The organism is Streptomyces sp. NPDC057617, from assembly GCF_042800555.1.
In the GTDB taxonomy this organism is placed as follows: Bacteria; Actinomycetota; Actinomycetes; order Streptomycetales; family Streptomycetaceae; genus Streptomyces.
This window is the reverse complement of sequence record NZ_JBHVGV010000017.1, coordinates 22496-46139: the sequence shown is the minus strand read 5'-3', so window position 1 is coordinate 46139 and position 23644 is coordinate 22496. Positions and strand designations below refer to the sequence as shown.

At 69.8% G+C, this 23644-nt stretch carries 19 protein-coding genes; 10 read left to right on the top strand and 9 right to left on the bottom strand.

Translation table 11 applies throughout. The features are described from left to right. The first annotated feature begins 14 nt into the window (after window positions 1-14). The 3 genes from nuoL to nuoN are packed head-to-tail and all read left to right on the top strand — an operon-like array spanning window position 15 to window position 5143. Window positions 15-1910 carry an NADH-quinone oxidoreductase subunit L gene (gene nuoL, locus ACFU9P_RS31400; protein WP_376377795.1) on the top strand — a complete coding sequence of 632 codons (1896 nt, stop codon included), beginning with the start codon at window positions 15-17 and terminating at the stop codon, window positions 1908-1910. A 6-nt stretch (window positions 1911-1916) separates the two neighbouring features. Continuing rightward, the gene (locus ACFU9P_RS31395) at window positions 1917-3494 is read left to right on the top strand and encodes an NADH-quinone oxidoreductase subunit M (protein ID WP_376377797.1); all 1578 of its coding nucleotides are present in this window, start codon (window positions 1917-1919) and stop codon (window positions 3492-3494) included. Further along, window positions 3491-5143: an NADH-quinone oxidoreductase subunit NuoN gene (gene nuoN, locus ACFU9P_RS31390; RefSeq protein WP_376377799.1), complete on the top strand. Its 1653-nt coding sequence runs from the start codon at window positions 3491-3493 to the stop codon at window positions 5141-5143. The genes ACFU9P_RS31395 and nuoN overlap by 4 nt, the downstream gene beginning before the upstream one ends. 106 nt (window positions 5144-5249) lie before the next feature. On the opposite strand, the gene fahA is transcribed toward nuoN, so the two are convergent. Continuing rightward, a complete protein-coding gene (gene fahA, locus ACFU9P_RS31385) occupies window positions 5250-6473 on the bottom strand; it encodes a fumarylacetoacetase (RefSeq protein ID WP_384087401.1) in 1224 nt (407 codons plus the stop codon). 478 nt (window positions 6474-6951) lie between these two features. Here fahA and ACFU9P_RS31380 point away from each other — a divergent pair, with 478 nt between their 5' ends. The 4 genes from ACFU9P_RS31380 to ACFU9P_RS31365 all read left to right on the top strand — a co-directional run bounded on the left by ACFU9P_RS31380 (window position 6952) and on the right by ACFU9P_RS31365 (window position 11710). Further along, window positions 6952-7962 carry a polyprenyl synthetase family protein gene (locus ACFU9P_RS31380; RefSeq protein ID WP_384087398.1) on the top strand — a complete coding sequence of 337 codons (1011 nt, stop codon included), beginning with the start codon at window positions 6952-6954 and terminating at the stop codon, window positions 7960-7962. Window positions 7963-8335: 373 nt separating this feature from the next. After that, entirely contained in the window at window positions 8336-9595 is a 1260-nt protein-coding gene (locus tag ACFU9P_RS31375; protein ID WP_384087396.1) for an outer membrane lipoprotein carrier protein LolA, read from the top strand. A gap of 167 nt (window positions 9596-9762) precedes the next feature. Then, complete coding sequence (locus ACFU9P_RS31370) at window positions 9763-10785, top strand: ATP-binding cassette domain-containing protein (protein WP_384087393.1); 1023 nt, start codon at window positions 9763-9765, stop codon at window positions 10783-10785. Beyond that, window positions 10772-11710 carry an ABC transporter permease gene (locus ACFU9P_RS31365; protein ID WP_384087390.1) on the top strand — a complete coding sequence of 313 codons (939 nt, stop codon included), beginning with the start codon at window positions 10772-10774 and terminating at the stop codon, window positions 11708-11710. Before ACFU9P_RS31370 ends, ACFU9P_RS31365 begins: the two co-directional genes overlap by 14 nt. 110 nt (window positions 11711-11820) lie before the next feature. Here the strand turns inward: ACFU9P_RS31365 and ACFU9P_RS31360 are convergent, their stop codons facing one another. Together ACFU9P_RS31360 and ACFU9P_RS31355 are read right to left on the bottom strand one after the other, a co-directional pair. Beyond that, a complete protein-coding gene (locus ACFU9P_RS31360) occupies window positions 11821-13197 on the bottom strand; it encodes a M28 family peptidase (protein WP_384087388.1) in 1377 nt (458 codons plus the stop codon). A gap of 217 nt (window positions 13198-13414) precedes the next feature. Then, window positions 13415-13639, bottom strand: a complete 225-nt coding sequence (locus tag ACFU9P_RS31355) for a hypothetical protein (protein ID WP_046500924.1) — start codon at window positions 13637-13639, stop codon at window positions 13415-13417. A 523-nt stretch (window positions 13640-14162) separates the two neighbouring features. Between ACFU9P_RS31355 and ACFU9P_RS31350 the strand changes: the two genes are divergently transcribed. Both ACFU9P_RS31350 and ACFU9P_RS31345 read left to right on the top strand, forming a co-directional pair. Further along, window positions 14163-14378 carry a hypothetical protein gene (locus ACFU9P_RS31350; RefSeq protein ID WP_376377814.1) on the top strand — a complete coding sequence of 72 codons (216 nt, stop codon included), beginning with the start codon at window positions 14163-14165 and terminating at the stop codon, window positions 14376-14378. Next, complete coding sequence (locus ACFU9P_RS31345) at window positions 14371-15264, top strand: DUF2637 domain-containing protein (protein WP_384087384.1); 894 nt, start codon at window positions 14371-14373, stop codon at window positions 15262-15264. The genes ACFU9P_RS31350 and ACFU9P_RS31345 overlap by 8 nt, the downstream gene beginning before the upstream one ends. 34 nt (window positions 15265-15298) lie before the next feature. Here ACFU9P_RS31345 and rarD read toward each other — a convergent pair whose 3' ends face one another. Together rarD and ACFU9P_RS31335 are read right to left on the bottom strand one after the other, a co-directional pair. Beyond that, complete coding sequence (gene rarD, locus ACFU9P_RS31340; protein ID WP_376377818.1) at window positions 15299-16327, bottom strand: EamA family transporter RarD; 1029 nt, start codon at window positions 16325-16327, stop codon at window positions 15299-15301. Window positions 16328-16556: 229 nt separating this feature from the next. Beyond that, complete coding sequence (locus ACFU9P_RS31335) at window positions 16557-17417, bottom strand: SDR family oxidoreductase (protein ID WP_384087380.1); 861 nt, start codon at window positions 17415-17417, stop codon at window positions 16557-16559. A 101-nt stretch (window positions 17418-17518) separates the two neighbouring features. Between ACFU9P_RS31335 and ACFU9P_RS31330 the strand changes: the two genes are divergently transcribed. Beyond that, complete coding sequence (locus ACFU9P_RS31330) at window positions 17519-17953, top strand: winged helix-turn-helix transcriptional regulator (protein WP_384087377.1); 435 nt, start codon at window positions 17519-17521, stop codon at window positions 17951-17953. A gap of 52 nt (window positions 17954-18005) precedes the next feature. Here ACFU9P_RS31330 and ACFU9P_RS31325 read toward each other — a convergent pair whose 3' ends face one another. The 4 genes from ACFU9P_RS31325 to ACFU9P_RS31310 form a co-directional block, all read right to left on the bottom strand. Next, window positions 18006-19064: a 2-oxoacid:ferredoxin oxidoreductase subunit beta gene (locus ACFU9P_RS31325; RefSeq protein WP_384087374.1), complete on the bottom strand. Its 1059-nt coding sequence runs from the start codon at window positions 19062-19064 to the stop codon at window positions 18006-18008. Then, a complete protein-coding gene (locus ACFU9P_RS31320) occupies window positions 19057-21033 on the bottom strand; it encodes a 2-oxoacid:acceptor oxidoreductase subunit alpha (RefSeq protein WP_376377825.1) in 1977 nt (658 codons plus the stop codon). Before ACFU9P_RS31320 ends, ACFU9P_RS31325 begins: the two co-directional genes overlap by 8 nt. Before the next feature lie 309 nt (window positions 21034-21342). Beyond that, complete coding sequence (locus ACFU9P_RS31315; protein WP_332836336.1) at window positions 21343-22002, bottom strand: response regulator transcription factor; 660 nt, start codon at window positions 22000-22002, stop codon at window positions 21343-21345. 156 nt (window positions 22003-22158) lie between these two features. Continuing rightward, the gene (locus ACFU9P_RS31310) at window positions 22159-23565 is read right to left on the bottom strand and encodes a sensor histidine kinase (protein ID WP_384087558.1); all 1407 of its coding nucleotides are present in this window, start codon (window positions 23563-23565) and stop codon (window positions 22159-22161) included. Window positions 23566-23644 lie beyond the last annotated feature (79 nt).

Sequence of the window (23644 nt, the reverse complement as noted above, 5' to 3'; positions counted from 1 at the left end):
GGGGTCGCTGAATCGTGGAGAACTTGATCGCGCTGCTCATCGCGGCGCCTCTACTGGGAGCAGCGGTCCTCCTCTGCGGGGGCCGCCGGCTCGACCGCGCGGGCCACTGGCTCGGCACACTGCTGGCCGGCGCGTCCTTCGTGGTCGGCGTGGTGCTGTTCAGCGACATGCTCGGCAAGAGCGGTGACGGACGGACACTGCACCAGCACCTGTTCAGCTGGATCCCCGTCGAGGGCTTCCAGGCGGACATCGCCTTCCAGCTCGACCAGTTGTCGATGACCTTCGTCCTGCTGATCACCGGTGTGGGCACCCTGATCCACATCTACTCGATCGGGTACATGGAGCACGACGAGCGGCGCCGCCGCTTCTTCGGCTATCTGAACCTGTTCCTGGCGGCGATGCTGCTGCTGGTCCTCGCCGACAACTATCTGCTGCTGTACATGGGCTGGGAGGGTGTCGGTCTCGCCTCGTACCTGCTCATCGGGTTCTGGCAGCACAAGCCCAGCGCGGCCACCGCCGCCAAGAAGGCCTTCCTGGTCAACCGTGTCGGCGACATGGGTCTGTCGATCGCGATCATGCTGATGTTCACCACCTTCGGGACCTTCGCCTTCGGGCCGGTCCTGGGGTCCACGGGGGACGCCTCCGAGGGCAAGCTGACCGCTATCGGTCTGATGCTGCTGCTCGCCGCGTGCGGCAAGTCGGCGCAGGTGCCGCTCCAGTCCTGGCTCGGCGACGCGATGGAGGGCCCGACCCCGGTCTCGGCCCTGATCCACGCGGCGACGATGGTGACCGCGGGCGTCTATCTGATCACCCGGTCCGGAGCGATCTTCAACGCCGCCCCGGACGCCCAGCTCGTGGTCGTGGTGGTCGGCGCGGTGACGCTCCTCTTCGGTGCGATCGTCGGTTGTGCGAAGGACGACATCAAGAAGGCCCTCGCCGGTTCGACGATGTCCCAGATCGGCTACATGATCCTGGCGGCGGGCCTCGGCCCGATCGGCTATGTCTTCGCGATCATGCACCTGGTGACGCACGGCTTCTTCAAGGCCGGGCTGTTCCTCGGGGCCGGTTCGGTCATGCACGGCATGAACGACGAGGTCGACATGCGCAAGTACGGCGGCCTGCGGAAGTACATGCCGGTCACCTTCGTCACCTTCGGCCTCGGCTATCTGGCGATCATCGGCTTCCCCGGTCTGTCCGGCTTCTTCTCCAAGGACAAGATCATCGAGGCGGCCTTCGCCAAGGGCGGTACGGAAGGCTGGATCCTCGGCGCCGTCACCCTGCTGGGCGCGGCGATCACCGCGTTCTACATGACCCGGGTGATGCTGCTGACCTTCTTCGGCGAGAAGCGCTGGCAGCCCGACGAGAACGGGGTCGCGCCACATCCGCACGAGTCGCCGAAGTCCATGACCATCCCGATGATCCTGCTGGCCGTCGGCTCGGTCTTCGCGGGCGGGTTCTTCTCCATCGGTGACCGGTTCGTGCACTGGCTGGAGCCCGTCACCGGATACCACCACGGAGAGGCGCCGGTCAGCGCCGCCACCGTCACCGGCGCCACCATGGTCGTCCTGGTGCTCGGAGTCGCCCTGGCGTGGCTGATGTACGGACGCAGGCCGGTCCCGGTGACCGCCCCGCGCGGCTCGCTGCTCACTCGGGCCGCCCGCCGCGATCTGCTCCAGGACGACTTCAACCATGTGGTCCTGGTCCGAGGCGGCGAGCACCTCACCCGCTCGCTGGTCTATGTCGACCACACCCTGGTCGACGGAGTGGTCAACGGCACGGCGGCGTCGTTCGGCGGGCTCTCCGGCCGGCTGCGCAAGCTGCAGAACGGCTACGCCCGCACCTATGCGGTCTCGATGTTCGGAGGTACGGCAGTGCTCATCGCCGCGACCCTGCTGATGAGGGCGGTGTAACCGGATATGTCGTTCCCCCTTCTGACGGCCACGGCGGTGCTGCCCGCGGTCGGCGCGATCGTCACGGCGGCCGTCCCGGCCGCCCGGCGCTCCGCCGCCAAATGGCTGGCCCTGCTCTTCTCGCTGGCCACCCTGGTGCTGGCCGCCGTGGTGGTGGTCCGCTTCGAGCCGGGCGGTGCCCGCTATCAGCTCACCGAGTCGCACGCCTGGATCTCCGACTTCGGGGTGCGGTACGAACTGGGCGTGGACGGCATCGGGGTGGCGCTCCTCGCGCTGACCGCCCTGCTGATCCCCTTTGTGATCCTGGCCGGGTGGCATGACGCCGACCCGCTCGAAGACGTGAACCCGAACCGCCGCTGGCGGCCGACCCAGGGCTTCTTCGCGCTGATCCTGATGGTCGAGGCGATGGTGATCCTCTCCTTCGAGGCCACCGACGTCTTCCTCTTCTACATCCTCTTCGAAGCCATGCTCATCCCGATGTACTTCCTCATCGGCGGCTTCGGCGACCGCGCCCACGCGGGCGGGGACGAGGCGGCGGCGACCCAACGCTCGTACGCTGCCGTCAAGTTCCTGCTGTACAACCTGGTCGGCGGTCTGATCATGCTGGCCGCGGTCATCGGCCTCTATGTGGTCGCGGGGAGCTTCTCGCTCGCCGAGATCGCCGAGGCGCGGGCCAGCGGTTCCCTGTCGATGGCTACCAGCACCGAGCGGTGGCTCTTCCTCGGCTTCTTCTTCGCGTTCGCCGTGAAGGCGCCGCTGTGGCCGCTGCACACCTGGCTGCCCAACGCCATGGGCGAGTCCACCGCGCCCGTCGCCGTCCTGATCACCGCGGTGGTCGACAAGGTCGGCACGTTCGCGATGCTGCGCTTCTGCCTCCAGCTCTTCCCGGAGGCGTCGAAGTGGGCCACCCCGGTGATCCTGGTGCTGGCGCTGATCAGCATCGTGTACGGAGCGCTGCTCGCGGTCGGCCAGCGCGACATGAAGCGGCTGATCGCCTATGCCTCGATCTCGCACTTCGGCTTCATCATCATGGGCATCTTCGCCATGACCAGCCAGGGCCAGTCGGGCGCCACGCTCTACATGGTCAACCACGGGATCTCCACGGCCGCGCTGATGCTGGTGGCCGGCTTCCTGATCACCCGGCGCGGCTCGCGGCTCATCGCGGACTACGGCGGGGTGCAGAAGGTCGCCCCGGTTCTCGCGGGCACCTTCCTGATCGGCGGTCTCGCCACGCTCTCGCTGCCGGGGCTCTCCCCGTTCGTGAGTGAGTTCCTGGTCCTGGTCGGCACCTTCAGCAGGTATCCGGTGGTCGGCATCATCGCCACCATCGGCATCGTGCTCGCCGCGCTCTATGTCCTGGTGCTCTACCAGCGCACGATGACCGGACCGGTGAAGGCCGAGGTCAAGGGCATGCCCGACCTCAAGGTCCGGGAGCTGGTGGTGGTCGCCCCGCTGATCGCGCTGCTCCTGTTCCTGGGCGTCTATCCGAAGCCGCTCACCGAGATCGTCAACCCGGCGGTGGAGCACACGATGTCCGACGTACAGCAGACCGACCCCAAGCCCGAGGTGGAGGCCGCCCCGTGAGTGCGACAGCCGTCCACAGCCTGTGGACAACGACGGCGGCGGGCGGGATCGACAGGATCCCGGCTCCGACCATCGAATACGCGCAGCTCGCCCCCACCCTGATCGTGGCGGGCGCCGCGGTCCTGGGGATCCTGATCGAGGCCTTCATCCCTCGCAAGGGGCGCTACCACGCGCAGCTCTTTCTCTCCCTGGTCGCCCTGGCCGCCGCCTTCGCGTCGGTGGTCGCCCTGGCGGCCGGGGGATACGGCACGACCAAGAAGCACCTCGCGGCCATGGGCGCCATCGCCATCGACGGCCCGACGCTCTTCCTCCAGGGCACGATCCTGCTGGCCTCGGTCGTCGCCGTGTTCACCTTCGCCGAGCGCAGGCTCGACCCGGAGACGCACGGCAACCGGGTCGACTCGTTCGCCGCGCAGGCCGCGGCCGTGCCCGGCAGTGACAGCGAGAAGGCCGCGGTCAGGGCCGGGTTCACCACCACCGAGGTGTTCCCGCTGGCCCTGTTCGCCGTCGCGGGCATGCTGGTCTTCCCGGCGGCCAATGATCTGCTGACGCTCTTCATCGCCCTGGAAGTCTTCTCGCTCCCGCTCTATCTCCTCTGCGCCCTCGCCCGCCGCAAGCGGCTGATGTCGCAGGAGGCCGCGGTGAAGTACTTCCTGCTGGGCGCCTTCTCGTCGGCCTTCCTGCTCTTCGGGATCGCCCTGCTGTACGGCTACGCGGGCTCCGTGTCGTACGCGCGGATCGCGGAGGTCGTCGACGGCACCGTCCAGAGCGTCAGCCCGGCGCTCGCCGACACCATGGGCAATGACGCGCTGCTGCTCATCGGCGGCGCGCTGATCCTGATGGGGCTGCTCTTCAAGGTCGGCGCGGTCCCGTTCCACATGTGGACGCCGGACGTCTACCAGGGTGCGCCCACCCCCGTCACCGGTTTCATGGCCGCGGCGACGAAGGTGGCGGCCTTCGGTGCGCTGCTCCGGCTGCTGTATGTGGTCCTGCCGGGGCTGCGCTGGGACTGGCGGCCGGTGATGTGGGCCGTGGTCATCGTCACCATGCTGGGCGGCGCGATCGTCGCGATCACCCAGACCGACATAAAGCGGCTCCTGGCGTACTCCTCGATCGCGCACGCCGGCTTCATCCTGGCCGGTGTGATCGCCGCGACCCCCGAGGGCATCTCGTCCGTCCTCTTCTATCTGGCGGCGTACTCCTTCGTCACGATCGGCGCGTTCGCGGTCGTCACGCTGGTGCGCGACGCGGGCGGCGAGGCGACGCATCTGTCCAAGTGGGCCGGGCTCGGGCGGCGTTCGCCGCTGGTGGCGGCGGTCTTCGCGGTCTTTCTGCTGGCCTTCGCCGGTATCCCGCTGACCTCGGGCTTCTCCGGGAAGTTCGCGGTGTTCAAGGCGGCGGCCGACGGCGGCGCGGGCGCGCTGGTGGTGGTGGGTGTGATCGCCTCGGCGATCGCGGCGTTCTTCTACATCCGGGTGATCGTGCTGATGTTCTTCAGCGAGCCGAAGCCCGAGGGCCCGACGGTCGCGGTGCCCTCGGCGCTGACGACGATGGCCATCGCGGCCGGAGTGGTGGTCACCCTGGTGCTGGGTGTGGCGCCGCAGTACTTCCTGGATCTGGCGAGCCAGGCCGGGGGCTTTGTGCGCTGAGGCTCTCCGCCCCGGCCAGGGCATTCCCGTACAGCTCCGTGCGCTTTCGTACGGACAGCAGGGCCCGGCACCTCACCGAGGTGCCGGGCCCTGTGCGTGCCATGGCTCAGCCGGAGACGACCCGGCCCGTCACCTCGCCCAGCCCGACCCGGGTGCCGTCGGGGCCCGGCGCCCAGGCGGTGAGGGTGACCACGTCGCCGTCCTCCAGGAACGTCCGCTTGCCGTCGGGCAGTTCGAGCGGCTCGGTGCCGTTCCAGGTGAGTTCGAGCAGGGAGCCGCGCTCCTCGCGCGCGGGGCCGCTGACCGTACCGGACGCGAAGAGGTCGCCCGTACGGAGCGAGGCGCCGTTGACCGTCATATGGGCGAGCTGCTGGGCGGCCGTCCAGTACATCGCCGAGAACGGCGGCTCCGAGATCACCTGGCCGTTGAGCGAGACCGTGATCCGCAGGTCGAAGCCGCCCGGCTCCTCGTCGTCCGCGTCGTCCAGATAGGGGAGCAGCGGTTCCGTACGGGCCGGGGGCGCCACCCGGGCCGCGTCCAGGGCCTCCAGCGGAGTCACCCAGGCCGAGACGGAGGTGGCGAAGGACTTGCCGAGGAACGGGCCGAGCGGTACGTACTCCCACGCCTGGATGTCGCGCGCCGACCAGTCGTTGAGCAGGGAGAGCCCGAAGACATGGTCGCGGAAGGCGGCCGACTCCACCGCGCTGCCCCGCGCCGAGGGCGCACCGACGACAAAGGCGACCTCCGCCTCGATGTCGAGCTTCGCGGACGGCCCGAAGACGGGCGCCGGGTCGGCCGGGGTCTTGCGCTGCCCCGACGGGCGCACCACATCCGTACCGGAGACGACGACCGTGCCGGCCCGGCCGTGGTAACCGATCGGGAGATGCTTCCAGTTGGGGGTCAGCGCGGCGCCGCCCGGACGGAAGATCCGGCCCACATTGGCGGCGTGGTGCTCGCTCGCGTAGAAGTCGACATAGTCCGCGACCTCGTACGGCAGATGCAGGGTGACGGAGCCGAGCGGGTGGAGGAGGGGCTCTATGTCCGTGCGGTGCGCCGGAACGGTGACCCACGCGGTCAGTGCCCGCCGTACATCGCGCCAGGCCGTGCGCCCGGCCGCCATCAGGGGGTTGAGGCCGGGCCGGTCGAGCAGCGCCGCGTACGGGGAGCCCAGGGCGTGCGCAGCGGCCCCCGCGTCGAGCACCTGATCGCCGATACGGACCCCCAGCCGGCGGCGGTCGGGCTCGTCGGCCGTGGAGAAGACTCCGTACGGCAGGTTGTGCGGGCCGAAGGGGTCGCCCTCGGCCGGTACGAGCGGGCTCTGCTCGGGCATCGGTGCTGCCTCGCTTTCCGGTTCGGTGCAGGACACGTTACGTCGACGCTGCCCCGGCGCGGCAGTGGCGAAAAGCCCGCTTCGACCGAAAAGTACCGGGTGGATGCGGAGGCGTGCGGACCGTACCGGCGGTAGCCCTCCGGGCGCGGTCGGTGCGCGCCGGCGGCGGGGGCGCGGGACACTCCGGGCACCCCTCACTCGGAGTGCCGGGGGCGGGGTGACGGGGTGCGGTGCGGCCACGTGACGGCGTACGGCGCGGCCGGTCCGGCGACCGGTGGAGGCCGCTCCGTGTTCGCCTGGACGTCGGCCGCCGTTCCGGACAAATCCGTTGCTCCAGGTCGTATGACTGATCCCGAACATACCGGCGGTGCCGGGAAGGCGCCCATGGTGATCGAAAGGCGACCGGATACGCTGACTTGAGTGATGACAGCGACACATCGACAATCCGTGTGATCGTCAGCAGACAGGAGTACCTCTCGTGACCGTCGTCGGGCCGTTCGGGCTGAGCGTGCGGGACCAGGCTCTTGAGGCCGATGTCCAGACCGGACTGGCGGCTGTCGAGGCGGGGCTGCTCGATGCCACCAAGAGCGAGGTGCCCTTCATCACGGAGGCCGCTCAGCATCTCGTACGGGCCGGGGGCAAGCGGTTCAGGCCACTGCTGGTGATGCTCGCGGCGCAGTTCGGCGACCCGTACGCGCCCGGGGTCGTCCCGGCGGCCGTGGTCGTCGAGCTGACCCATCTGGCGACGCTGTACCACGACGACGTGATGGACGAGGCGGCGGTCCGCCGCGGGGTGGACAGCGCCAACGCCCGCTGGGGCAATTCGGTCGCGGTCCTCACGGGTGACTTTCTCTTCGCCCGCGCTTCGCACATCCTGGCGGACCTGGGGCCGGAGGCCGTCCGTATCCAGGCGGAGGCGTTCGAACGGCTGGTGACCGGCCAGATCCTGGAGACGGCGGGACCGCGCGACGGACGCGATCCGGTCGCGCACTACCTCGATGTGATCGGCGGCAAGACGGGCTCGCTGATCGCGGTCTCCGGCCGGTTCGGCGCGATGATGTCCGGCGCGGACGAGACCGTCGTCGACATCCTCACCCAGTACGGCGAGCGGCTCGGTGTGGCCTTCCAGCTCGCCGACGACGTCCTCGACATCGCCAGCGACTCGCACGAGTCCGGCAAGACCCCCGGCACGGATCTGCGCGAGGGCATCCCGACCCTGCCGGTGCTGCTGCTGCGCGCCCAGGCCGCGGCCCACGGGCTCCCGGACGATCTGGCGCTGGTCGAACTGCTGGACGGCGATCTGGCGGACGACGCGCGGCACGCGGAGGCCCTGCGCCGGCTGCGCGCGCATCCGGCGCTGGAGCAGGCACGGCGCGACACGGTGCGGTACGCGGAGGAGGCGCGCTCGACGCTGACGCCGCTGCCGGAGTGCTACGCGAAGGCGGCACTGGTGGAGCTGTGCGACGCGGTGGTCCACCGGGCGGGCTGACGCCGTCCGCGTCCGGCCGCCTCCGGTGGCCGCACGCTCGGTGAGTCTGTCGGGCCGACGCCCACCGGGCCTGTCCCCCGGGCGGGCTGACGGGCCCTCATCACTCAGGTGGTGGAGATGACGGCCGTCCCGCACGGTGCTCCCGGGGCGACTTCGAGCCGGTCAACAGCCGTCCCCTACGGGCCGCGAGAGGTATCTCCTCGGAATGTCATCCCTGAGCAGTACCTGAAGTTGCTTCCGGGGTCTGACGCTTACAGGCGGCCGATTTGGTCAGATGGACAACACCACTCCTGACCAATTCGGGTGAGAATGGCGGCGCGGGGTGGGCACGTGCAGAGGACGGAAGGCCGCCGACCACGGAGGTAGGGCACACATGGCACCGAACGACAGCGCACAGACCACCGAGGAGGACAGGGAGCCCAGCGCGGGCCGCCGTATGGCGGCGCGTTACGGGGTCCCTGTCGCGGTGGCGGGGGTGGCTGCGGCGACCATCGGGCTCGTCCCGGCACTGGCCGCGACCGGCGACCCCGAGCTGCCGAAGATCAGCGCACAGGAACTCATCGAGAAGATCGCCGCGTCCGACACCGAGCAGCTCTCCGGCTCGGTGAAGATCACCACGGATCTGGGCCTGCCCTCGCTGGGCGGCTTCGGCGGCGCGGCGGGCGGCGCGCTCGCACCCAAGGGCGACGCGGGCGCGAGCGGTTCCACCGCCGACCCGAACGCCAAGCTGATGGAGCTGACCTCCGGTACGCACACACTGCGGATCGCGGCCGACGGCCCCGACAAGCAGCGGGTGTCGGTCCTGGACGACGCCGCCGAGTACAGCCTGATCCGTAACGGCGACGAGGTCTGGGCGTACGACAGCGCTTCCAACGAGGCGTACCACGCGACCTCCCCGAAGGACGACGGGAAGGACGCCGAGAAGGGCGCGGGGAAGCACCAGTGGGGCGAGAAGGGCGCGGGTGCCGAGGGCGCCCCGGCCACCCCGCAGGACTTCGCCGAGCAGGCGCTCAAGGCCTCGGGCGACACCACCTCGGTGAGCGTCGACGGTACGGCGCGGATCGCGGGGCGGGACGCCTATCAGCTCCTGATCAAGCCCAAGCAGAGCGGTTCGACGGTCGGCTCGATCAAGATCGCGGTCGACGCGGAGACCGGCACCCCGCTCAAGTTCACGCTCACGCCGAGCAGCGGCGGCAAGGCCGTGCTCGACATCGGCTTCACCACGGTCGACTTCGCCAAGCCCGCCGCCTCCACCTTCGACTTCACGCCTCCCAAGGGCGCGAAGGTGACGCAGGGCGAGGAGCACGAGGCGCCGGAGATCCCCAAGGGCGATGTGGACGCCTTCAAGGAGTCCGGCAGCCAGAAGGTCATCGGCAAGGGCTGGAACGCGGTCTACGAGCTGACGACTCCGGGCGGTACGGACGTACCTTCCGCGGCGTCAGGCTCGGGCGACCTGCCGGCCGAGGCGCAGTCGTTCCTGGACGCGCTGGGCGACAAGGTCAGCGGCAAGTTCGGCTCGGGCACCGTCTACAAGACCCGCCTGGTCAACGCTCTGTTGACGGATGACGGCAAGGTCTATGTCGGCGCCGTGACGAAGGATGTGCTGGTCAAGGCGGCCAACGAGGCCAAGTGACGCCGTAGCGGACCGCCCCGTCGCGTGCTGTGTGCGACGGGGCGGAACGCTGACCGGGGCCGGTCCGTTCTTGTCTCGAAAGGGCGCGCGAGGATTCTTCCGGCGAGGCTGGGGCGCCCGGCGGGAACGAAAGCGGGACAAGAACGGGAGCGGGAAGGGGGAGCGGGATGACAGCCGTCACGGGAGCGGTGCCCGGTGATTCAGGTGCGCCGCGTGCGCCTCACGTGCCGCAAGCACCACATGCGCCTCATGTGATCGAGACGCGTGGGCTCACCAAGCGCTTCCGCGGCGGACAGCTCGCCGTCGACCGCCTCGATCTGACCGTGCCCGCGGGCAGCGTCTTCGGCTTTCTCGGTCCCAACGGCTCGGGCAAGACCACCACCATCCGGATGCTGATGGGGCTGATCCAGCCGACCGCGGGCTCGGCCACGCTCCTCGGCCGCCCGGTGCCGCGCGCCGCCCGTGCCGTACTGCCGCAGGTGGGGGCGCTGATCGAGGGGCCCGCGCTGTACGGCTTTCTGACCGGCCGGGACAATCTCGTACGGTACGACTCGGCCGACCCGACCGCCGATCCCCGCACCCGGCACGCCCGGGTGGCCGAGGCCCTGGACCGGGTCGGGCTGACGGCGGCGGCCGGCAAGAAGGCCAAGGCGTACTCCCTCGGTATGAAGCAGCGGCTCGGTCTCGCCGCGGCCCTGCTGCAACCGCGCAGGCTGCTGGTGCTCGACGAGCCCACGAACGGGCTGGACCCGCAGGGCATGCGGGAGATCAGGACCTTGGTGCGGGAGCTGGCGGCGGACGGCACGACCGTCTTCCTCTCCTCGCATCTCCTGGACGAGATCGAGCAGGTCTGCACGCATGCCGCGGTGATGGCCCAGGGGCGGCTGATCATCCAGGGTCCGGTCGCCGATCTGGCGGCGGGGACCCGGGGCAGGCTGGCCGTCACCACCCCCGACCCGGGCGAGGCCGCGCGGGTGCTGAAGGAGCGGGGGGTGACCGATGTGGTCATGACGGACGACCGGGTGACGGGGGAACTGCCCACGGCCGAGGGGGAGCCGCTGGATCCGGCGGACCTCAATGCCGCGCTGGTACGGGCCGGGGTGCGGGTGCGGGCCTTCGGTGTGGAGCGGGCCTCGCTGGAGGACGCCTTCGTGGCGCTGACCGGGGAGGGCTTCGATGTCGTCGGCTGAGGGCGGGACGGGCGCCGGGGTGCTGGACGCGGCGGGTGCGCGGGCGGAGGCACCGGCGGGCGGTGCGGGGGGCCGTGAGGCGCGGCTGTGGTGGACGCTGGGGCTGTTCCGCTCGGAGCTGACCACCACCTTCCGGCGCTGGCGCACCCTCGCGCTGCTGGGCGTGCTCGCGGCCGTCCCTGTCCTCATCGGTATCGCGGTGAAGATCGAGACGAGTGACGGCGGGGGAGCGGGCGGCGGCCCCGGCGGTGGCGGGCCCGCCTTTCTGACGCAGATCACCAACAACGGCCTGTTCCTGGTCTTCGCCGCGCTCGCCGCGACCCTGCCCGTGTTCCTGCCGATGGCGGTCGGAGTCATCGCGGGCGACGCGGTCGCGGGCGAGGCCCATGGCGGGACGCTGCGCTATCTCCTGGTCGCGCCAGCCGGCCGTACGAGACTGCTGCTCGCCAAGTACGCCTCCACGGTGGCCTTCTGTCTCGTCGCCACCCTGGTCGTGGCCGCCTCGGCACTCGCCGTCGGCGCGCTGCTCTTCCCGCTGGGCGAGGTCACCACCATCTCGGGCACGCGGATCTCCTTCGGGGACGGGCTGATACGGGCCCTGCTGATCGCGGTCATCGTGGCCGCCTCCCTCACCGGGCTCGCGGCCCTGGGCCTGTTCATCTCCACCCTGACCAACAGCGGGATCGCGGCGATGGCGGCGACCGTGGGGCTGCTGATCACGGCGCAGATCCTGGACACGATCCCGCAGTTGCACGCGATACAGCCCTATCTCTTCCCGCACTACTGGCTGTCCTTCGCGGACCTCCTCCGCGAACCGGTCTACTGGGACGGGATAGCCAAGAACCTGGGCCTCCAGGTGCTGTACGCGGCCGTCTTCGGTTCGGCGGCCTGGGCCCGCTTCACTGCGAAGGACATCACGGCCTGAGTGGTGGACGGCCGCTGCCCGCCCGGGCGGTGGCTCAAGCCCGGGCGGGCAGCAGTGGTCGGGATGGCGCGGTGGTGCGGTGCGTAGCCGAGGCGTTGTGAGCCCAAGGCTCAGAAGGTGAGGCTCCAGCCGCTGATGTAGCCGGTGTCCTGGGCGGCGACGTCCTGGGCGCGCAGGCGCCAGGTGCCGTTGGCCAGTTCGGTCGACGCGTTGACCGTGTACGTGGCGATCACATTGTCCGCCGAGTCGCTGCTGCTGGAGTTCTTGAGCCGGTAGGCCGTACCGCTCGGGCCGACCAGGTCGAGGACCACATCACCGCGCCAGGTGTGCCTGACGTCCACGCTGACCCTCAGCGTGGGCGGAGCGTTGCCCGGAAGGCCGGTGACGGTCAGCGCCGAGGTGACTGCGGCGCCGTTGTCCGGGATGGCGACGTCCGTGAGGTTCTCGAAGGTCGGGCCGGAGGGCGGCACGGGGGTGGCGGACAGGGTCCAGATCGCGTAGGCGACGGCGTCGCTGTTGCGGTCGAGCGCGGTGTCGTTGATGTTCGCCGTCGTGTCGCAGGAGGAGTGGTAGCAGCGGTCGAACGCCTGGCCGGAGGTGCCGCCCCACTTCTGTGCCTGGGCCGCGGTCTTGATGTAGTCGGCGCCGCTGAAGAGCCCGCCGACCGGGACGCCCGCGTTCTTGAACGGGGCGTGGTCGGAGCGGCCGTCGCCCTCGGTCTCGATCTCGGTCGGGACACCGAGGCCCGCGTAGTAGTCCTTGAAGGTCTGCTCGATGGCCGGGTCGTCGTCGTAGACGAAGTACCCCGGGTTCGGGGAGCCGATCATGTCGAAGTTCAGATAGCCGGTGATCTTCGCACGGTCGGCGGTGGGCAGGTTGGTGACGTAGTACCTGGACCCGACCAGGCCCAGCTCCTCGGCGCCCCACCAGGCGAAACGGAGGTGCTTCGCCGGCTGGAGCTGGGCGCGGGAGACGGCGAGCGCGGTCTCCAGGATGGCCGAGGAACCCGAGCCGTTGTCGTTGATGCCGGCGCCCGCGGTGACCGAGTCGAGGTGGGAGCCCGCCATGACGACCTGGTTCGGGTCACCGCCCGGCCAGTCGGCTATCAGGTTGTAGCCGGTGGCACCGCTGGAGGTGAACTGCTGGACGGTGGTGGTGAACCCGGCCGCGTCCAGCTTGCCCTTCACATAGTTGACGGACGCCAGATAGCCGGCGCGGCCATGGGCGCGGTTGCCGCCGTTGGCGGCGGCGATCGACGAGAGCTGGGTCAGATGCGCCTTGACGTTGGCGAGCGGGATGTCGGGGGCCGCGAGGGCGGCCGCCGGCGCGGACTGCGCGGGTCTCAGCGAGGTCGAGGGTGCCGCGGTCGCACTGGGCGCCGTGGCGGCGGCCAGTCCGGCGAGGGCCAGCCCGGCGGGCAGGACGACTCGGGCGAATCGGGAAGATGCGGCCGGTATTCGGCGCACTCCGGCAACGGAGAGTTTCATGTGGGGGCTCCGGATTCCGAACGGGGACAGGACGGAACGTGCAAGACGCCCCACGGCGACTGCGGCGTGGGGCGTTGGAGCTGTTGGTGCGCTGTGCGTGCTGAATGGTGAGTGAGAGCTTGACTCTCCGTCAAGGGTGCGATCGGGACACGGGTGTTCGCTGGGCGGACGCGGGTGTTGCCGAGGGGCGCGTCAGCAGGTGGGCCAGGATGCGGCCTCAGGGGACCTGGTGGATGTAGAGGGCGCCGCAGGCGTGGCACAGAGGTTGTCCGGCGGGGGTGCCCCACGCCTCCTCCGACTGGGTGAGGGCGTCGGCGTCCAGATCGCGCCCGCACAGCGCGGTCGCCTCGTTGAGCCGTGTCATGTGCCATACCTCCAGCCGGGGGTACCGGTCGCGGGGTGATGAGTCGTCCGCGTACTCCGCGCGCATTTCGTACTGCATGCCTTGTCTCCTGACCCCGTGCGGTGGGGGGACACGGAACCAGCAATGCCCGCGCCGGTCCGCGCGCGCACGCCGCCTGTGCCCGAATGGCCGTCAGGAGAATCGTTTCTGCGGTCATCCGTTCGGAGGTGTCGCCGGGGGTGACCGTGACTGACGCGTTGACCACCCTGCGGGTGAAGTGCGTCACAGGAGCGGTACGCCAGGTCCGAACCACCCCTGCGGAGGCGGCTGTTGGGAATCGGACGCTGTCCGCTTCCTGCCGGATTCGGTCAGGCACCTGACCGGTTACGACCGCGACCGGCCGTCCTCGGCGCGATATCGATACGAGTGGCCGATTAGGCCGATGGTATTTGTTGCATACTCCGCGCACATGATCGGCAGCGGTATGGTCATGTGCTCTTGGGTCACTCTATTGCCGGGCAACTGTCGTAAGGTGTTCGTTCGTTTACTGCGTATGACATCACCGAATTCGCATTCTTGGCCCATTAGTTGGAGCCTGGGCGCCACCGCCAGAAGCGTGGTCGTGTCCCCAACGAAAGCGGAGCCTGGTGGTGACGCGGGAGTGCCGGTGCACGGCGCCGACCTGGTGGAACCAGGCCATTGCGGGGATTTGCTGGACGACTTCATGCGGGTGATGGACCGTATCGAGGACGGCTTCCACCGCCATATCGGCATGCCGGCGCCCCGGGCCGCCGCCCCCGGTTCCGACAGCGGGCCCGGACAGGTGCGCCATGCATGATCACGCCGATTTCCATGATCCGCACTACATCCGTTTCGCCGAGTCCAGGGAGCCTTTCGGAACGGGCCTGTCGCAGGAGACCGGTTCGCCGCAGGATTACGGTGCCTATCCCGATCCCGGCGCGTATGCGGAATCCGCCGCGTTTCCCGAGGTCGGCGCCTATCCGGAGTCCGGTCTCGGTTCCGTCTCCGGGCCTGGTCCCGGTCCCGCTTCCGGCCTCGGCCCCGGCCCCGGTACGGACGCCAGGTTCGGCCAGGAGCCCGGTTTTGATCCGGTCGTGGACACGATCAGTCTCGAAGAGGGGCTGGCGCAGCTTCTGCGCGCCTCGGCGGCGGACGGTGCGCCCGTCGCCTCCCCGCCGCCCCCGATGGGCGTACCGCGCCCGCGGTCCCACAACCGGCGCAAGCCCAAGGAGCCGCGGCTGGGTGCCGGGACATGGGTGAAGGTGCTGAGTCTGCTGCTGTCCACGCTGACGGCGGCGGCCGTTACGGTCATCAGCGCGCTCGGGGCGAGCGTCTCGTACCAGCCGCTCGAACAGATGGCCCTGACCGTCGCGCCACCGGGCCTGGCGCGGTGGTGGCCGCTGCTGGTCTTCGGCCCTTGGCTGGTGGCGACGTTCTCGATCCTGCGTTCCGCGCTGCTGCGCCGGAGGATCACCCATCCCTGGCTGATCCTGCTGCTCTTCTCTTCCGTCGCGGTGACGCTGAGCGTGAGCGCCGCCCCCAAGACCCTGCCCGGGATCGCGGTGGCGGCGCTGCCGCCCATCTCGGCTTGCGCGTGCCTCTATCAGTTCATCCGGCAGATCGCCTTGACGCGTTTCCCCGAGCCCCGCCACACCCTCACTCCGCGCTCGGTCCCGCGCCGAGGGCCCGTACCGAAGAAGTGACCGGCATCGACGACGTACGCGAGCGGGCCAGGTGTCAGGTCGCAGGTTCGCGGGGGCTCGGGGAGGGCTCCCGCGCCGCGCCCTGCTCCTGCCCCGCGTCCCGCTCCCGCGCCGGGCGCTTCTCCGCAGATGCAGCAGCCGTCGCCGCCGCTGCCGCCAGCCGCAGCGCCTCCGACCGCGTACGGCGGGCATTCCGCAGCGCGTCCCAGGTCAGGACCGCCAGCGCCAGCCAGACCAGGGAGAAGCCCGCCCACCGCTCCGGAGGCATCGCCTCATGGAAATAGAGAACGCCCAGCAGGAACTGGAAGACCGGCGCCAGATACTGCAGCAGCCCCAGCGTCGACAGCGGCACCCGGATCGCCGCCGCGCCGAAGCACACCAGCGGCAGCGCGGTGACCACCCCGGTCGCTGCGAGCAGCGCCATATGGCCCCCGCCCTCCCTGCCGAAGGTGGCGGAACCGGTCGCGCCCAGCCAGATCAGATAGCCGAGCGCGGGCAGGAACAGGACCGCGGTCTCCGCCGCCAGCGACTCCAGACCGCCGAGGTTGATCTTCTTCTTGATCAGGCCGTATGTCGCGAACGAGAACGCCAGCACCAGCGAGATCCAGGGCGGCTGCCCGTACCCCACCGCCAGGACCAGTACGGCGGCGAAGGCGATGAGGACCGCCGTCCACTGGGCGGGCCGCAGCCGCTCCTTGAGCAGCAGCACGCCCATGGCGATGGTCACCAGCGGGTTGATGAAGTAGCCGAGGGAAGCCTCCACGACCCGGTCGCTGTTGACCGCCCAGATGTAGAAACCCCAGTTGAGGGAGATGGTGACCGCGGCCACGGCGATGAGCCCCAGCTTCCGGGGCTCGCGTATCAGCCTGGTCACCCAGCCCCACTGGCGCAGGGCCAGCAGCCAGATCACGACCACGCCCAGCGACCAGACCATCCGGTGGGCGAGGATCTCGGTCGCGCCGGCCGGTTCGAGCAGCGGCCAGAAGAGCGGGACCAGACCCCACATCCCGTAGGCGCCGATCCCGTACAGCAGTCCGCTCCGCTGCTCGCTGTCCGCCTTCACTGGCCCTCCCCGCCCTGCCCCGTATCCGCGCGGCCCCGCGCCGCCGACGCCGTCCCGCCATGAAAGTAGCGCCGAGCGGGGCCGCATGTCATTTCCGTACCGTCATACGGTCATGACGGTACGGGGGCGGTACGCGCATGGGTACGGGGCGGGTGCGGGACCGGTGCGAGCGCGCCGCGGAAGGCGGTACGGGGCGGGAGGCAGGCCGCGAAAGGGTGGTGACGGCGCGTCAGGCCTTGAGCGCCTCGGCGACCGACTCGGCGAGCGGTGTCGTCGGGCGGCCGATCAGCCGGGCCAGGTCGCCCGTACCACCGGCGAGCCGCCCCCGTTCCACCGCGTGGTCCACATCCACCAGGATCGCGGCCAGCGCCTCGGGCAGCCCCACGCCGGTCAGGATCCCCAGCCGCACCTCGCCCGGCACATTGTCGTACCGGATGGTCCGGCCGGTCTGCCGCGACAGCTCCGCCGCGTACTCGGCGAAGGACCACGCCGTGTCACCGCTCAGCTCATACGCCGTGTTGAGGTGCCCCTCGCCGGTCAGTACGGCCGCCGCCGCTGCCGCGTAGTCCGCGCGGGCGGCGGTGCCGATCCGGCCCTCGCCCGCGTTGGCGACGACGGCGCCGTGCTCCAGCACCGGAGCGAGGTTCTCCGTGTAGACCTCGGTGTAGAAGCCGTTGCGCAGGAAGGTGAAGGGCAGCCCCGAGCCGAGGATCAGCCGCTCGGTCTCCTTGTGATCGGTGGCCAGGTCGAAGTCGGCCTCGGGGCCGCCCAGGACGCCGGTGTACGCGAGCTGGGCCACGCCCGCCGCCCGCGCGGCGTCGATGACCGCGCTGTGCTGCGGTATGCGCCTGCCTGGGTCGCTCGCGGAGATCAGCAGCACCCGGTCGCCCGCGCGGAACGCCTCCGCCAGCGTCTCGGGACGGTCGTAGTCGGCGACCCGCACCTCGACCCCGCGCGCCGCCAGACCCGCCGCCTTCTCCTCGTTCCGGGCGCCCGCGGCGATCCCGTCGGCCGGGACACCGGCGGTGAGCAGGGACTCGACGACCAGTCGGCCGAGGTGTCCGGTGGCGCCGGTGACAACGATGCTCATGGGTGATTTCTCCAGTTCGTGCGATTTCGTTATGCTCTGACACTCACCCTATGGGCTGCACTAACCAGGCGTAAGTACCCACTTTGAAGTAAGGTACTGGCATGAACGTAAGGAGCTTGACGGGCGTCGGCCGGCAGATGTGCCCCTCCCGGGTGGTCCTGGAGCACGTCACGAGCCGCTGGGGCGTGCTCGTACTGGCCGCCCTGCTGGAGCGCTCGTACCGCTTCAGCGAACTGCGGCGCGAGATCGGCGGTGTCAGCGAGAAGATGCTCGCGCAGACGCTCAGGACGCTGGAGCGCGACGGCTTCGTCCACCGCGACGCCCGGCCCGTCATCCCGCCGCACGTGGACTATTCGCTGACCGCGCTGGGGTGGGAGGCCGCCGAGCTGGTGTCCGGGCTGGGTCGCTGGGCGGAATGGCGGCTGGACGAGGTGTTCAGCGCGCGCGAGAAGTACGACGAGGCCCATCAGGCGCACGACGCGGCGCCCCGGCCCGACGGGGACCCCGAGGCATACGTAAAGGCCCGGACCTCCTGAGAGGTCCGGGCCCTGTCGTTCGTTCACCGGCGTCGTCATACCGGCCGACGGTTCAGCCGACGACGGTCCAGGTGTCGCCGCCCGCGAGCATCGTCGCCAGATCGCCCTTGCCGTTCCGCTCGACGGCCTGGTCGAGCTGGTCCGACATCAAGGTGTCGTACACCGGACGCTCGACACTGCGCAGCACCCCGATGGGGGTGTGGTGCAGGGTGTCCGGGTCCGCCAGCCGCGACAGCGCGAACGCCGTCGTCGGGCTCGCGGCATGCGCGTCATGGACAAGGATCCGCGACTCGTTCTCAGACGTGACGCCCACCACTTGGAGATCACCGGTGGCCGGGTCCCTCACCACGCCCTTGGACCCGTCGGCGCCGAAGCGGATCGGCTGCCCGTGCTCCAGCCGGATCACGGCCTCTTCCGCCCGCTGCTTGTCCTTCAGCACCTCGAAGGCGCCGTCGTTGAAGATATTGCAGTTCTGGTAGATCTCCACGAGCGCGGTGCCCGGGTGATCGGCGGCCTGCCGCAGCACCTCGGTGAGGTGCTTGCGGTCCGAGTCGACCGTACGGGCCACGAACGACGCCTCCGCGCCGATCGCCAGCGACACCGGGTTGAAGGGCGCGTCGAGCGAGCCCATCGGCGTCGACTTGGTGATCTTCCCCAGCTCGGAGGTCGGGGAGTACTGGCCCTTGGTCAGTCCATAGATCCGGTTGTTGAACAGCAGGATCTTCAGATTGACATTTCTGCGCAGCGCGTGGATCAGGTGGTTGCCGCCGATGGAGAGCGCGTCACCGTCGCCCGTGACCACCCAGACCGAGAGATCGCGGCGCGAGGTGGCCAGTCCGGTGGCGATCGCGGGGGCGCGGCCATGGATCGAGTGCATCCCGTACGTATTCATGTAGTACGGGAAGCGGGAGGAGCAGCCGATGCCGGAGACAAAGACGATGTTCTCCTTGGCCAGGCCCAGTTCGGGCATGAAGCCCTGGACCGCGGCCAGCACCGCGTAGTCACCGCAGCCGGGGCACCAGCGGACCTCCTGGTCCGACTTGAAGTCCTTCATCGTCTGCTTGGCCGCGGCCTTGGGCACCAGCGTCAGCAACTCGTTGGCATCAGACATCGATGGCCTCCTTGAGAGCGGTGGCGAGCTGCTCGGCCTTGAACGGCATGCCGTTGACCTGATTGTACGAGTGTGCGTCCACCAGATACTTCGCCCGTAGCAGGGCGGCGAGCTGGCCGAGGTTCATCTCCGGCACCACGACCTTGTCGTAACGCGCCAGGATCTCCCCGAGGTTGCGCGGGAACGGGTTGATATGGCGCAGATGCACCTGGGCGACGGGTGTGCCGGCCCGGCGCAGCCGGCGGACGGCGGCGGTGATCGGGCCATAGGTCGAACCCCAGCCCAGCACCAGCGTGCGGGCGCCGTCCGGGTCGTCGACGGTCAGATCGGGGACCTGGATGCCGTCGATCTTGGCCTGGCGGGTGCGCACCATGAAGTCGTGGTTCGCCGGGTCGTACGAGATATTGCCCGTGCCGTCCTGCTTCTCGATCCCGCCGATGCGGTGTTCCAGACCGGGGGTGCCGGGCACCGCCCAGGGACGCGCCAGGGTCTGCGGGTCGCGCTTGTACGGCCAGAACACCTCGGTGCCGTCGGCCAGTTGATGGTTCGGACCGGTCGCGAACCGGACCCGCAGATCGGGCAGTTCCGCGGTCTCCGGGATCCGCCAGGGCTCGGAGCCATTGGCCAGATAGCCGTCGGAGAGCAGGAAGACCGGGGTGCGGTAGGTCAGCGCGATCCGGGCGGCTTCGAGAGCGGCGTCGAAGCAGTCCGCCGGAGTCTGCGGCGCGATCACCGGCACCGGAGCCTCGCCGTTGCGCCCGTACATCGCCTGGAGGAGATCCGCCTGCTCCGTCTTGGTGGGCAGACCGGTGGAGGGGCCGCCCCGCTGGATGGCGACGACCAGCAGCGGCAGCTCCAGGGTGACCGCCAGCCCGATCGTCTCCGACTTGAGCGCCACCCCCGGGCCCGAGGTGGTCGTCACCGCGAGGGAGCCGCCGAAGGACGCGCCGAGCGCGGCGCCGATGGCGGCGATCTCGTCCTCGGCCTGGAAGGTCCGTACGCCGAAGTTCTTGTGCCGGGACAGCTCGTGCAGGATGTCCGAGGCGGGGGTGATCGGGTACGAGCCGAGGTAGAGCGGCAGCTCCGCCTGGTGGCTCGCGGTGATCAGGCCGTACGCCAGGGCCAGGTTCCCGGAGATGTTGCGGTACGTACCGGTCGGGAAGGCCGTGCCGGCCGGAGCCACCTCGTAACTGACCGCGAAGTCCTCGGTGGTCTCGCCGAAGTTCCACCCCGCGCGGAACGCGGCCACATTCGCCTCGGCGATCTGCGGCTTCTTGGCGAACTTGGCGCGCAGGAACTTCTCGGTGCCCTCGGTCGGCCGGTGGTACATCCACGACAGCAGCCCGAGCGCGAACATGTTCTTCGAGCGCTCGGCCTCCTTGCGGGAGAGCCCGAACTCCTTGAGCGCCTCGATCGTCAGCGTCGTCAGCGGCACCGGGTGGACCTGGTACCCGTCGAGCGAACCGTCCTCCAGCGGCGAGGTCAGATAACCGACCTTGGCCATCGGACGCTTGGTGAACTCATCGGTGTTCACGATGATTTCCGCGCCGCGCGGCACATCGCCGATGTTCGCCTTGAGCGCGGCGGGGTTCATCGCGACCAGGACGTTCGGCGCGTCGCCGGGGGTGAGGATGTCGTGGTCGGCGAAGTGCAACTGGAACGAGGAGACACCCGGCAGGGTCCCGGCGGGCGCCCGGATCTCGGCCGGGAAGTTCGGCAGCGTCGACAGGTCGTTGCCGAACGACGCGGTCTCCGAGGTGAACCGGTCGCCCGTGAGCTGCATCCCGTCCCCGGAGTCGCCGGCGAAGCGGATGATGACCCGGTCCAGACGACGGACTTCCTTCTCGCCGGAGGCGGCGGCGCGCTCGCCGGACACGGGGACGTGCCGGCCACCGGCGGCGCGCACATTCCCACCGGCGTCGTCGGCCTCATCGGCGTGCTCTGCTGGGCTACTGACCTGGCTGGTCACTGAACTGGACCTCCCTCGTCGAGGCGGCGGCTCGGGACCTGCCGGCCGCCCGGCGGTCCCAGGGACCACCCTACGTCGGTAAGGGTCGCCTTCCTCGGGTCGATCGTACGGTGGACGCCGGTCCTGGATAAACCGGCGTACCTGTTTGTCGTATTTTGCCTGCCGCTGAAATCCTTCATGGCCGTCGCTCGGCACTCCTTCTTTGGGCTTAGGTCCTGCTGACGGGGCGACAGTGGAGGGGAGTGAGCGGAGGGTGAGAGCGGACTGAGGGCAGGGGGCGTGGAGCGGGCTGTGGGGCGGGGTGCGCGGTCAGTTTCTGAGGTACGTCAGGACGGCCAGAACCCGCCGGTGATCCCCGTCACTCGGGGACAGCCCCAGCTTCAGGAAGATATTGCTGACGTGCTTCTCGACCGCGCCGTCGCTCACCACAAGCTGCCTGGCGATCGCCGAATTCGTCCGCCCCTCGGCCATAAGACCGAGGACCTCCCGCTCCCGGGGGGTCAGCCCGGCCAGTACGTCCTGCTTCCGGCTCCGGCCCAGAAGCTGGGCCACCACCTCGGGGTCCAGCGCGGTGCCGCCCCTGGCCACCCGTACCACCGCGTCCACGAACTCCCGGACCTCGGCCACCCGGTCCTTGAGCAGATAGCCGACGCCCCGGCTGCTGCCGGCCAGCAGCTCGGTGGCGTACTGCTCCTCGACATACTGCGAGAGCACCAGCACCCCGATCTCCGGATGGTCCCGACGCAGCCGCACCGCCGCCCGTACCCCCTCGTCGGTGTGGGTCGGCGGCATCCGTACGTCCGCGACCACCACATCCGGCAGGGCGTCCTGGTCCGCCAGCTCGCCCACCGTCTTGATCAACGCTTCCCCGTCACCGACTCCTGCGACCACATCGTGGCCGCGGTCAGTCAGCAGCCGGGTCAGGCCCTCCCGAAGCAGCACCGAGTCCTCGGCGATGACCACCCGCACCCTGTCCTCCACGACCATGCCGCGCCCCCATGTCGAAGTCCGTCCGTCTGCCGTCTGCTGTCGCGCGTCCCAGCATCGCAGTATTCGGATCGCTTCGCGCCGCCTGTGGATAACCGGTCGACAGCCAGGACAGCCGTCCACAGCCGACAGCCGGACTCACCCCCGCCAGGGCAGTTCCGCCGTGACCGTCGTCGGGCCGCCGGGCGGGGAGTCGATGACCAGAATCCCGTCCACGGCGTCCAGCCGCTCCGCCAGCCCGGCCAGCCCGCTGCCCGCCGAGGTGTCCGCGCCACCCTTGCCGTCGTCCGTGACCTGGAGCATCAGCCGGTCGTGCGTCTGCCACACCTCCACCGCCGCCCGCCGTGCCTGGGAGTGCTTGCTGATGTTCTGGAGGAGTTCCGAGACGGTGAAGTAGGCGATCCCTTCTATGGCGGGTGCGGGGCGTTCGGCCAGGTCGACGGTGACTTTGACGGGGACGGTGCAGCGGGCGGCGATGGAGGAGAGGGCTGCGTCGAGTCCGCGGTCGGTGAGGACGGCGGGGTGGATGCCGCGGGCGAGGTCGCGTAGCTCCTGAAGAGCCGTTTTCACTTCGCCGTGTGCTTCGTCGACCATGCGGGCTGCGGCTTCGGGGTCTTCGGTGAGCTTTTCCTTGGCGAGTCCGAGGTCCATGGCGAGGGCGACGAGTCGGGCCTGGGCGCCGTCGTGGAGGTCGCGTTCGATCCGGCGCAGGTCGGCGGCCGCCGTGTCCACGACCACACCCCGGTCCGACTCCAGCTCCGAGACCCGGGTGGCCAGCCGGGACGGTCCGAGCAGTCCGGAGACCATCAGCCGGTCCACGCTCACCAGGCCGCGTATCACCCAGGGCGAGGCAAGGACGATCACCAGCCCGACCGCGGACGTGATACCGATCTCGAACGGCGTGTCGAGATAGAAGTCATTGCCGTCGACATCGCTGTACAGCGCCATGCCCGGCTGGCCGAGATACCTGGGGGACACCCAGTGCCACAGCGGGTACAGGAACAGCGTCCACCCCATGGCCCAGAACGTCACCGACACCGTGAACCCGAACAGCGCCCAGGGGAAGTGCAGCACTCCGTAGAGCAGATGCCGCCAGGACGCCCCGCTCTTCAGAACCGCGCCGACCCAGGACATCACTCCGCTCTTCTTGCCCCGTACGGGCTCGGGATCCGGTACGTCCAGCCCCAGCAGACCGCGGGCCCGGGCCCGCTCCAGCATCCCGAAGCCACGGCAGCCGGCCAGCCCCACAGCCAGCAGGGGAATACCGATGAAGGTGACGAGCAGGCCGGCGCCGAGCGTGAGCGTCGTTATCGCATAGCCGAACAGGAGCGTGCTGATCGGCAGGCTGAGCAGCAGATAGCCGAACTCGCGCCAGGTGCGAGCCTCTATGGGGGCGCGGAGGGCGGGAGGGAGGAAGGGGGGCCGACGGCGTGATCCGAGGTCCCGTTCGTAGCCGTATCGGTAGCTGTAGCCAGGGTCCGCCGCATGCGCGGATTCGGGGCCGTAGCCGTACCCGTGGTCTCCGTATCCGTGGTCCGTGGCCATCGGCGGTGTCCGTTCTGCGAGCGGGTGGTTTCCGTATATCCCCATATCCCCCATGCTGCTGGGGCCGCCGCGCCCGCAC